Below are 11,635 nucleotides of genomic sequence, written 5' to 3'. Positions count from 1 at the left end.
GGAAGCCCTTATGAAGAGTATTGATCTCAATGCGGATATTGGCGAGGCGGATAATCCCGATTGGGCGGAGTCTGAGTCTCAAATCCTGACCGCGATTAGCAGCGCCAATATTGCCTGCGGCGGACATGCGGGCGACACGGCCTCCATGCGTCGGACCGTGCGCAATGCCAGAGCTGAAGGCGTGACCATCGGGGCACATCCGGCTTATCCCGACCGCGTCAATTTCGGACGGACGAGTCTGGTCATTGGCGAGGATATTGACGCAAAAGCTCTCATTGAAACGCTCCGCGCTCAAATCCTGGATTTGACCGAAATTTGTACGGCGGAGGGCGCGGTCCTCAAATATGTGAAACCCCATGGCGCGCTCTATAACGACGCCGTCAGTGATGATTACAAATCCAAATTGATTTGCGACGTGATGGCCCGGTTGGAGATGAACCTTATCCTACTCGGTGGACCAAATTCGGAAATGACAAAGGCGGCCAAAGCCTTTGACCTACGCTTTGTCGCAGAAGGGTTTATTGATCGTCGCTATACGGATGATGGGCATTTAATATCCCGTAAAGTCAAAGGTGCCGTGATTGAGAATCAGGACGAACGGCTAGCCCAAGCCAAAAACCTTGCGACAACAGGTAGAGTTCAGACGGCATCGGGCAATTTTCTGACGCTGCAAACCGGGTCTCTCTGCGTGCATGGGGACAGTGCGGGTGCGGTGGAGACGGCAAAACAAGCCCGCGCCGTTATTGAAGCGGCGGGCCTCACCATAAAGGCCTTCGCATGACCCCTACGATTTCAAATTACGGGGATCACGCGCTTCTAATCCGGTGGCCGACAGATGGATTCTCAGAGCCCGTCAATGATGCGGTCCACCACCTCGCCGCGCATTTGCGGGAGAGCGGAAGATATATCGAGGTCGTGCCAGGATATGATTCCATCGTCTGCGTCTTTGATCTTGGGCTGCGTTCAATGAGTAGCGCAAAACGTCATGTCGAAGATGGCCTTGCGCGACACATCTCGAAAACAACCACAGCCGGCAAACTCGTTGAAATTCCGGTGAATTATGGCGGGACCTATGGTCCGGATATGCCAACAATCTGCGCGACGGCAAAACTGACAGAGGACGCCGTGATCGCTTTACATAGCGGGCAGATCTACCGCGTCTGCATGATGGGATTTATTCCGGGATTTAGTTTTCTCTCGCCCGCCCCAATAGCCCTCCACCATCCGCGCCACGCGACCCCTCGTGCCAAGGTTCCTGCCGGCAGTCTTGGGATTGCGAACTGGCAGACGGGCATCTACGGATTGGAAAGTCCCGGCGGCTGGCAGATAATTGGCCGCACGTCCTTCTCCATTTTCGATCCCGAACGGGAGGCGCCCTTCCTCCTCAATGCGGGTGATCGCGTGAGGTTTATACCACAATGAGTTTGACAGTCTTACATTCCGGAACGCAGACTCTGGTCATGGATGCGGGGCGTCCCGGGCACAGACATCAGGGCATTCCGGGTGGCGGTGCGGCGGATAGACTCTCCTTCGCAATTGCGAACCATCTTGTGGGTAACAGATGGGATACACCTACGCTGGAATGTGCGCTGGGGGGATTGCATATCCGCTTCGAACGGACGGCGACCATCGCGATTTCAGGCGCGCAGATGTGGGCGCAAAATCAGGGTATGAACCTGCCGATGAATAAGGCGGTGGATGTCGAAAAAGGCGACATCCTGACGATGAGTTTCACCCGCGCGGGCTGCCGCGCCTATCTCGCCATTGCGGGCGGTGTGGAAGCCACAACCTTTATGGACTCCGTCTCGACCTATCTTCCTGCCAGCCTCGGCGGGTTGGATGGTGGTGCGTTGAAAACAGGAGATATTGTTCGGGTTGGTGAGAAACAGGGCGAGCCGAACAGCCTGCCCAAAGGTCATGTGCCCGCCTTGTCCAATCATGTCGTCCTCCGCGCCGGCGCGGGACCCGAATGGGACACGCTCTCGGATGCGGGCAAACGCTACCTCTTCACGACACCCTTTTACGCGACGACTGCGACCGACCGGATGGGTACGCGGTTAAAGGGCGATAAAATTGCGCTTAATGCCCCCTTAAATATGACGAGCAGCCCGCTCCTGCCCGGTACACTGCAAGTGCCGCCCGACGGACAGCCCATCTTAGCGCTGGCCGATGGGCATTGTACCGGCGGCTATGCGCGGGCCCTGCAAGTCATTCAGGCGGACCTTTGGCTTTTAGGACAAATCGCGCCCGGCGCGGCCGTCAGTTTCCGGCGAAGTCTGGCGGAGGAAAGCTCGGCCATTCTGAAGGCCAAAAACTCCTATTATGCGGACCTGATTCCGGGTTTCCGCTTCTAATCATGCCATTCGTTTATCTCGACGATCAGGGCAGCGGGAAACAAATGGTTTTCCAAGACCCCAGCGCCATAATTCTAGCCGAGACACGAGACGAGCTCCCCACCGCCTTCGCCGAGATCAAAGCCGCACAGGCGAGCGGTAAATGGCTGGCCGGGTCGCTGGCTTATGAATTGGGTCACGCGCTGGAATATAAATTTGCGCCGCCTGAAAGTGCTCCCCTCATTCAACTCGGCGTGTTTGAAGCCCCGAAAGATCACGCACCAATAGAGTGGCTCTACACGCGGGATGTGCCCACCCTGTCCTTCAGACCTGACTGGTCGGAAGCGGATTATTTATCCCGCTTTGAGCGCGTCCAAAAATACCTTCGCGCTGGAGACTGCTATCAGGTTAATCTGACATTTCCGATGCGGGCGGAAAGCGACATTTCGCCGACACAGCTCTATGCAGCCTTCCGACGGCGGCAACCCGGACGCTATGGCGCCATTGTCAAATTGGGAAGTTCCGCCAGCGTAAGTTTTTCACCGGAACTCTTCTTCGAAAAACGCGGCCGGGAGATGCGGATGCGACCGATGAAGGGCACGCGACCGCGCGGACAGGATGATGCCGCGATCCTCGCCGAAATGCGGGCCGAGCCGAAATCACAAGCCGAGAACCTGATGATTGTGGATCTCTTGCGGAATGATCTTTCGCGGCTTTGCGAGGCAGGAAGTGTCAAAGTCCCCGAATTATTTGCGCTGGAAACCTATCCGACCCTGCACCAGATGACGTCGCAGGTGACAGGTCAGCTTCGCCATGATGTGGGATGGAACGAGATATTTGAGGGTTTGTTTCCGTGCGGCTCTGTCACGGGTGCACCCAAGATCCGGGCGATGGAAATTATCGAAGAATTGGAAAGCAGCTCGCGCGGAAATTATTGCGGCTCCGTCGGATATATCGCGCCCAATGGCGATGCCAGTTTTTCCGTCGCCATTCGGACCGTGCAGATGTCGAACGGAGAATTACGTTATGACGTAGGCTCCGGCGTTGTCTTGGATAGCGACGGGCAGGATGAATATCGGGAATGTTTATTAAAAGCGCAAATCTTCAAGCCACAAGACGAGGGCGCGATTGAGACATTTCGGCGATTACCGAGCGGCAAAATTCCCAGACGGGAGAGACATATCGCGCGTCTGTCAGACATCGTCGGGCATGATGTGACGCGGGAATTTCAAAAAGTGGAAACGCTTCAACCTAAATCGGATTTGAGAGTAAAACTGCAAGCTGAGTCCGGACGAATAGACATCACGGCGACCCCTTATGAAAGTCTGGAAACGCCCCTCCCCCTTGCGCTCTCCCGTTACCCTCTGACATCTGACGTTCAGAATACGCGTTTCAAAACAAGTTTTCGGGATTTTTACGACGGAGAACGCGCCCGCATTTCAGCGATAACAGAGGCTGCGGAGGTCATTTTTTTAAATGCAGCGGGATTAGTTTGTGAAGGCAGCTTCACATCTCTCTTCATTGAAAAAGACGGACGACTTCTGACCCCGGAATTATCCTCCGGACTGCTTCCGGGTGTTCTGCGCGCGGAGCTTGTGGAGACCGGAAAAGCGCATGAAACCTCCCTCACAATCGATGACTTAAAATCAGCAGACGCCGTTTATGTCGGAAACTCCCTGCGCGGACTCATACTCGCGACATTCATAGATTATTTGGAACATTGACCCATGCGCATTGACGCCTTCCTGTTGCACGTTAAGGTGACACTATCGACCCCTTCCACGAAGGTGGAACCTAGGGAAAGGGACGTCTGAACACCGTGGCATTCATACTCCATGCTTTTCATATTTCATCCGAGGGCAAAGCCGTCGCGCTTCCCAAAACGGAAATGGGCTTGCCGCGTGAAGCCGGAGATGGTTATGATTGGTACCATATCAACCGGAATGACAGCTCCATCCAGACCGTTTTTGAGGCGGATGAATGTCTTGATAAAATTGCGGAAATCACACTGCTGGCAGAAGATTCCCGGCCACGGACAATCCTGCGGGACCATGACGTCCTCATCAATCTGCGCGGCGTCAATCTGAATCCGGGCGCTGAACCTGAGGATATGATTGGGATTCGTTTTTTCATTCAACCGACACGCATTGTCTCGGTTGAAAAACGCCCGCTAAAAGCCACAGGTGACATCGCCGAACGGCTCCTCACGCAACCTCCCCCCGCGACGCCGGGCGGTTTCTTAGCCAATTTCGCACAGAGCATGATTGATCGGATGATCCCGACCATTACCGCCCTTAATGAACAAGTGGATGATCTGGAAGACAAAATAGAGACGGGAGATACAGAAACGGCGCGGCCGCTCGTCTCGGAACTCCGGCGGACGGCGATTATGCTGCGCCGTTATCTCGCGCCGCAGCGTGATGCGCTGAACTCACTCTCCCAGCAAAAACTGCCTTGGATTACGCAGGATGACCAATTGCGATTGCGTGATAGCGCGGACCAAGCGACACGTGTGACCGAAGAATTGGACGCTGTACGGGAACGCTGCGCCATTGTGAAAGATCAGCTGACCGATCTTCGCGCGGAACAGATGAATAATAATATGATGATTCTCGCAGTCCTGTCCGCCGTGTTTCTCCCGCTCGGTCTCGTTTCTGGCATGATGGGCATTAACGTTGGCGGGATGCCTTGGGTAGAAAATGGTATGGGGTTCTGGTTCGTAACCGCCATTGTCGTCGGAATTGGGGCATTACAATTATTGATCTTTCGTCTGATGAAATGGATATAGATCAGACGTGAGGTTCTTTCTTTCATTCTGGCTCGTTCTCGCGACGACTTGGCTGGTCCTCTCCAGCCCCGCTTTTGCGCAATCCACTACGCCGGTCGAAACGGGTGAAACGGTAACTGAAGACTATAATCCCTATCCGACTTATGACGAGGTCGTCATTCAAGACGGGTTCCGTGACGTCAAACGTGATGAGGCCTATCAGTTCGAATTGGCAGATCCCATTCCGCCCAAGCCTCAATCCGCTTTCTCCAAATGGTTATCAAAAGTGTTTGGCACCATATTTAGATTTCTCGCACCGCTACTGGAAATCGCGTTCTGGCTCGGATTGGGGGCCTTGGTCCTGGGGGCGCTCTACCTGATTGGCCGGGCGGTCTATGAGACACGCTTTGCGAAGCCGACCTCTAAGAAGAAAGACGAGACACCCGAAATTCCGCTTTATGAACCCGCCAAAGCCCAAGCCCGCATCCTGTTAGATGAGGTTGATCGACTGGCCGCAGAAGGCCGCTACGGCGAAGCCGTTCATACACTGCTCTTCCGTTCCATTCAGGATATTGATCGCAACCGTCCCAATGTTGTGCGCCGCTCACTGACGGCGCGAGAAATCGGGAAACTCCCCGTCCTGACCCAGAATTCGCGTCAGGCTTTCTCGACGATTGCGGGCGTATCTGAGCTCTCGCATTTTGGGGGCACGCCGATCGGTCAATCCGGATTTGAGGTCGCGCGAAAGGCCTATGCGGACCTGACCGGACAAACGCATGAGACCGCGGCGCGGAGGCGCAGACGGTGAATGCGCGCAGTAAACATCTGGCGCAAAGCCTGCCAGGTCGTCAGACGGGCCGGAAACGGCAGGGCCTGTCAAATGTCCTCTTTAAGCCGATGACGCTCTTCGCGCTCATGGCGATTGGCCTCTTCTCCTTTGGTGCATTTTTCGTCTTGGGTGGATTTGCGGATGATTTGCGGAAAACACCGCCCGGGCAAGCGACGCCGCGCTCCGTCTCCGCCGTCGGCTATAAGGCTCTGCAGGACTATATGAACCAAGTTGGCTATATCGCGCATGAAACGCGTGATGACCGCGATTATTATGCGCGACAAAGCCAGCTTGTCATTTATACGCCGTCCCGCACCTATTCCCGCCTATCCTCGACTCTCGAAAAAAATACGAATGAGATACGTTTGGTCGTCCTACCCAAATGGTCCGTCCGGCAATTTATTCCGCAGGAAAATGAACAAGGATCGACAGACTGGGCACGCAAGAACGGCGAGGACGGCTTATCCGGTTTGGGCGAATTTAATTATTTATTCGAGGATATCCCCGTCATCCGACGTGTCGACGATATCTCGCAAAATATTGACGTCAAATTCACAATGAATTTCCAGCGGAACCTACCGGACCTCTCCAATCTGGATGTTGAAGCTCTCCAATATTTTGATTTGGACACGCGCTGGTCCGAGCGCCAGGCAGAGTTAATGCGCATTCGAATGGAAGAAATTGAAGAATTCCGGAAACAACGCGCCGAGGAACGCGGCGAAGATTATATTCCCCTGTCAGAAGAAGAAGAAGCTGAGACAGAAGAAGATGAAGGCAAGGAAAATGAGGAAGAGGTTTCTGAACCAGACCCCCTTCCTGATTATACAGTGCTGATGCGCATTGACGAAAAGCCGGTCCTCATCCGGTTGGAAAATAGCCAGACCTATATCCTGTCGGAACCTGACCTGATCAACACAATGGCGTTTCAGACCCAGACGGGCGCGCGCTTTGCATTAGGTGTGATTGACGAGGTTCTCGTCGCGTCAGAGGCCGAGCTCTATCACGCCGATTTTGATGTCAGCCTGCACGGAATTGAGAATGGCCGGAACCTGATTAAACTTATGGTCACGCCACCTTTCCTCGCCGCTACGCTCTGTCTGCTGCTCGCGGGGGGGCTTGTCGCGTGGCAGGGCTTTAACCGCTTTGGCGATCCTGCGCGGGTCAGACCCGATTATGCGCAAGGCCCCGTCAGCCTGGCTGAGACCGCGGCGGAATTTATGGACGTCGCCAATCGCACGCATAAGACAGGCGAGAATTATGCGGCTCTCATCCGACGGCAAGTCGTGGACGAGTTGGGCTTTAAGGGCCGGACCGAGGCCGCGACGGATAAATTATTGGACGGACGCGAGAAACGCCGCGCGCTGTCTCCAACTTACGCAGAATTAAAAACGAAGATCAGCACAGCCACGCCTCAAAGCTATGGCCAATATGCCAAAGCCCTGACGGTTTGGCGCGAAAAGATGATCGACACAGGCACATTGCAAGAGGACCCGAAATCATGAGCGATTCCACTGTCACAGAGACCCAACTGGCCGAGGTTCAAAAACTCGCCGATAATATCCGCACGGAAGTAGCAAAAGTCATTATCGGCCAGACCGATACGGTAGACCTCCTCCTGACCGCGCTGCTCTCGCGTGGGCATATCCTATTGGAGGGTGTTCCCGGAACCGCGAAAACTTTTCTCGCGCAAGTTTTCGCCCATGTCACAAAGCTGGATTTCGGACGGATACAATTCACGCCGGACCTGTTGCCGGGTGATTTGCTTGGAACGAACCTGTTCTCCTTCCAGACGAATGAGTTCAGCCTTGTGAAGGGTCCAATCTTTTGTGACATGCTCTTGGCAGACGAAATCAATCGGACCCCACCTAAAACGCAATCCGCCCTGCTCGAAGCCATGCAGGAACGCCAAGTGACGATTGACGGGCAACGTTTCCCACTCGGTGAGAACTTCATGGTCGTCGCGACCCAGAACCCAATTGAACAACAGGGGACCTACCCCCTGCCCGAGGCGCAACTCGATCGTTTCCTGTTCAAACACATCCTGTCCTATCCCTCCCGTGACGAGGAAATCAAAATCGTCGAACAACATGGTCAGCGCAGCGGCACACCGGGCATGGCCGATCTCGGTCTGAAATCCGTGATGACAAAAGCGGCCCTCGCCAAAGTGCGTAAGGCGATTTCCGCGATCCACCTGAACGACGAAGTCACACATTATGTTGTCGACCTCGTACGCGGCACACGCGACAATCCTCTGTTTGAAACGGGCGCCTCGCCCCGTGCCGCAGCGATGATTGCCAGTTCCGCCCGCGCCTATGCCGCGTTACAAGGCCGCAATTACGTCATCCCCGATGATGTCAAAGCGATTGCCCTCCCCGCCCTGCGTCACCGCGCCGTACTCTCCCCGGCAGCAGAGATTGAAGGCCGGACAGCAGATGAGGTTATCACGGCCGTCATCGAACAAACCCACGCACCGCGTTAAGCCCAACAGTTGAAATTCCGTACCCAGACATATCCCACAAGACGGGCCGTTTTTACGGCAGCGCTTGGTTTGCCGGCGACACTTATTCTGGCGCTTGTCGTGCCAGACCTTTGGGTTTTGGGTGCGGGATGGGTCGCGGCCATTTTGGGATTGGTCGCGCTGGATGCGCTTCTCGCAACATCGGTCCCGCGCATGGAACCGTCCATTGATGCGCCTGGGTCCGGATATGTCGGGCATGACTATGATGTGCGTATCACGACGGAATTCGCAGCAGGCGTCCCGCCGCGTAAACCGGAATTACGCCTGACAGCTAATGACCGCCTGAGTGTAAGCCCCTCAACGGCACAGGCCGGATTGGGCGATGGCGGAATGTTGGCGCTCTTCAACATTCGTACGGAATTACGCGGCACGGCGGAATTGGAACGCCTATGGACGCGGTGGCAGGGCCCGCTCGGTCTCGTCTGGCGACAACGGATTGACCCGCTTTTGCGAGAATTTCCCGTCACGTCTGATACAAAAATGGTCCGCGATACGGCGGCGGAAATCTTCACGAAAGACGCGAATATCGGTCAAAAGCTCCAGCGCATGCGCGGCGACGGCACGGAATTTGACGGACTGACAGAATTTATGCCCGGCATGGATAAGCGCTCCATTGATTGGAAACATTCCGCCCGTCACGGCACGCTGCTCTCGCGCGAGTTTCGCACCGAACGTAATCATAATATCGTCTTCGCCTTCGACACGGGCCATATTATGGCCGAAGCGGCTGAAGATGTGGAGACGGGCGAGTCCATGACAAAACTCGACCGCGCCTTAAACGCAGCGCTGCTCATGAGCTTTGTCAGTCTGAAAATCGGCGATAAAGTCGGGCTCTATGCCTTTGACGAAAAGCCCTATCTCTATGCTCCCGCCATCGGGAATACGCGCAGTTTCTCGCAAATTCGTCGTGTTTCTGCCAAGATAGATTATTCCAATGCGGAAACAAATTTCACGCTCGGTCTTTCGCAACTCGCGCAGAATTTGCAGCGCCGGACCCTGATTGTTGTCTTCACAGATTTCGTCGATTCCACCCAAGCGGAATTAATGGTCGAGAACATGGCGCGTCTTCTAAAACGGCATATCGTCATCTTCGTCGCCTTCCGGAATTCCGCGCTGGACCAACTCATCGAACGCCCCGCCAAGACACCTGAGGAAGCGGCGGCGAGCCTGATCGGTGACGGATTGATGCGCGAACGCGATCTGGTCCTCCGCCGCCTGATGCGGATGGGCGTCAATGTCATTGATGCCGATGCCGACACGCTGAATATGAAAGTTCTGAACACCTATATGATGCTGAAAGCGCGCAATGCGATCTGATATTGTTCTAAAATCCAAACGTTTCCGCGAGGAGCGCCAAGCGGATTGGAAGGAGATGGAACGTCTTCTTTCGCGCATTGAGGCGTCATCCGTGCGTGGCCTGTCGGATGAGGAATTAATCGCATTGCCCCGTATGTATCGCGCGACACTCTCTTCGCTTTCCGTGGCCCGCGCGACGTCACTGGACCAAAGCGTCGTGAACTATTTGGAGAGTCTGTCCACCCGCGCCTATTACGTCATTTACGGCTCCCAGAAACGTCTGCGGGATCGTATCATCAGTTTCTTTGCCCGCGACTGGCCACTGGCCGTACAGAGCGCGTGGAAGGATACGCTCGCCTCCTCCCTGATTTTCTTTCTCGGCGGTTTAGTCGGCTTCGTCCTTGTCGCGAATAATCCGGATTGGTTCTACGCTTTTATGGATGAAAGCATGGCGTCCGGTCGCACACCCGACGCGTCGGAAGAATTCTTGCGGGACACGATTTACGGGGATCACGATACGGGCGGGTTGGCCGCTTTCGCCGCCTATCTGTTTTCAAATAATAGTCGCGTCTCAATTCTGGCCTTTGCGCTGGGTTTTGCCTTTGCACTGCCGACAGTGGCTCTGCTTCTTTATAACGGCTTATCAATCGGGGCTTTCATCGCGGTCTTTACCGAAAAAGATCTCGGGTTCGAAATTGGTGGCTGGCTCTCCATTCACGGCACAACGGAGTTATTTGCGATTGCCCTCGCCGGTGCGGGTGGTTTCATGATTGGACGGGCCGTCGCCTTCCCCGGCGATATGAGCCGGATGGAGTCGCTGCGGTCCAAATCTGAAGAAGCCTCCATCATGTTGGGCGGTGTCGTTGTCATGCTACTCGTCGCCGGATTGCTGGAAGGATTCGGGCGGCAGCTCATTCAAAATGATTGGGTGCGTTACGGTATTGGGGGCGGAATGTTGCTCTTCTGGCTGCTCTATTTCTTCCTGCCCCGCAAAAGCTTTCACCCGCTGGAGGAAGAGTCGTGAGCAGCGCGACGTTTCAAACAGAACTGCCGCCCGGACGCCGCCATTTGGTCACACCGGAGGGCGTGGACCTTCAGGTTGAACTGGCCGATGTCGGCACACGGATCGGGGCCTTTGCACTCGACCTGATCATTATCGTTGTCGTGTTCATTGCTGCGGCTTGGACGCTCACACTCATGTGGACCGAGAGCGCCTTTACGCTTCTCATCCTGATCGCCTTCTTTCTACGCAGTTTCTATTTCACCTTGTTTGAGTTAGGTCGACGCGCCGCCACACCAGGAAAAATGATGATGAAAATCCGCGTCGCCGCACGCGGCAAAGCCCGTCTATCTGCGGCCTCCGTCTTTGCCCGCAATGCTCTCCGGGAGATTGGATTTTTCCTCCCCATCGGATTTATCTTTGGCATTGGCAATGGCGGTGTCGATGGCTGGATGAGTTTATTGGCGGCAATATGGGCCGGTGTTTTTCTGTTTTTCCCGCTCTTTAATAAAGATAGATTGCGGGTCGGAGACCTCGTCGCGGGCACCTGGGTTGTACGGTCGCCGCGCCCCCTTCTCGCGGCGGATTTGGTTGAGACTAAGCTTTCTGACGCGCCAAGTGCTTCGGATAAATTCGTCTTCACGCCCGCACAAATTGACGCTTACGGCATTAAGGAGTTGCACGTCTTAGAGGATGTTCTCCGCGCCCGTGACCCCCAAGTCGTCGCCGATGTCGCAATGCGCATCAGGACGAAAATCGGCTGGGTTTGGGAAATGGGCGAGAGCGATTACGGCTTTCTCAAAGCCTATTACGCCGCGCTACGCGGACGGCTGGAGAGCCAAATGTTGATGGGTGTACGACGCAAGGATAAGTTCGATACGCGGTAATACGT

11 protein-coding genes are annotated in these 11,635 nt (G+C 55.0%); all 11 read left to right on the top strand.

Going from position 1 to position 11,635, the window contains the following annotated elements; genetic code table 11:
* The first annotated feature begins 10 nt into the window (after window positions 1-10).
* The 11 genes from ACP9M6_RS05290 (at window position 11) to ACP9M6_RS05240 (ending at window position 11,630) form a co-directional block, all read left to right on the top strand.
* Window positions 11-781 carry a 5-oxoprolinase subunit PxpA gene (locus ACP9M6_RS05290; protein ID WP_427454155.1) on the top strand — a complete coding sequence of 257 codons (771 nt, stop codon included), beginning with the start codon at window positions 11-13 and terminating at the stop codon, window positions 779-781.
* On the top strand, window positions 778-1,422 hold the full coding sequence (pxpB, locus tag ACP9M6_RS05285) for a 5-oxoprolinase subunit PxpB (RefSeq protein WP_427454153.1): 645 nt from the start codon (window positions 778-780) through the stop codon (window positions 1,420-1,422). Before ACP9M6_RS05290 ends, pxpB begins: the two co-directional genes overlap by 4 nt.
* Window positions 1,419-2,354 (top strand): biotin-dependent carboxyltransferase family protein, encoded by a 936-nt coding sequence (locus tag ACP9M6_RS05280; protein WP_427454151.1) that lies wholly within the window; start codon window positions 1,419-1,421, stop codon window positions 2,352-2,354. Before pxpB ends, ACP9M6_RS05280 begins: the two co-directional genes overlap by 4 nt.
* 2 nt (window positions 2,355-2,356) lie before the next feature.
* Entirely contained in the window at window positions 2,357-4,057 is a 1,701-nt protein-coding gene (locus ACP9M6_RS05275) for an aminodeoxychorismate synthase component I (protein ID WP_427454149.1), read from the top strand.
* Between the two features lie 95 nt (window positions 4,058-4,152).
* On the top strand, window positions 4,153-5,121 hold the full coding sequence (locus tag ACP9M6_RS05270) for a zinc transporter ZntB (protein WP_427454147.1): 969 nt from the start codon (window positions 4,153-4,155) through the stop codon (window positions 5,119-5,121).
* A 7-nt stretch (window positions 5,122-5,128) separates the two neighbouring features.
* Window positions 5,129-5,908 carry a hypothetical protein gene (locus tag ACP9M6_RS05265; protein ID WP_427454145.1) on the top strand — a complete coding sequence of 260 codons (780 nt, stop codon included), beginning with the start codon at window positions 5,129-5,131 and terminating at the stop codon, window positions 5,906-5,908.
* Window positions 5,905-7,431, top strand: coding sequence for a hypothetical protein (locus ACP9M6_RS05260; protein WP_427454143.1), 1,527 nt, complete (start codon window positions 5,905-5,907; stop codon window positions 7,429-7,431). The genes ACP9M6_RS05265 and ACP9M6_RS05260 overlap by 4 nt, the downstream gene beginning before the upstream one ends.
* Window positions 7,428-8,408: an AAA family ATPase gene (locus ACP9M6_RS05255; protein WP_427454141.1), complete on the top strand. Its 981-nt coding sequence runs from the start codon at window positions 7,428-7,430 to the stop codon at window positions 8,406-8,408. Before ACP9M6_RS05260 ends, ACP9M6_RS05255 begins: the two co-directional genes overlap by 4 nt.
* A gap of 9 nt (window positions 8,409-8,417) precedes the next feature.
* Entirely contained in the window at window positions 8,418-9,764 is a 1,347-nt protein-coding gene (locus ACP9M6_RS05250; RefSeq protein ID WP_427454139.1) for a DUF58 domain-containing protein, read from the top strand.
* Window positions 9,754-10,767 (top strand): stage II sporulation protein M, encoded by a 1,014-nt coding sequence (locus tag ACP9M6_RS05245; RefSeq protein ID WP_427454137.1) that lies wholly within the window; start codon window positions 9,754-9,756, stop codon window positions 10,765-10,767. Before ACP9M6_RS05250 ends, ACP9M6_RS05245 begins: the two co-directional genes overlap by 11 nt.
* Complete coding sequence (locus ACP9M6_RS05240; protein WP_427454135.1) at window positions 10,764-11,630, top strand: RDD family protein; 867 nt, start codon at window positions 10,764-10,766, stop codon at window positions 11,628-11,630. Before ACP9M6_RS05245 ends, ACP9M6_RS05240 begins: the two co-directional genes overlap by 4 nt.
* Window positions 11,631-11,635 lie beyond the last annotated feature (5 nt).

This window comes from Litorimonas sp. WD9-15 (genome assembly GCF_050271975.1).
Classification (GTDB): domain Bacteria; phylum Pseudomonadota; class Alphaproteobacteria; order Caulobacterales; family Maricaulaceae; genus Litorimonas.
Note: the sequence above shows the minus strand (reverse complement) of the source record. Positions and strands in the feature narration are given on the sequence as shown.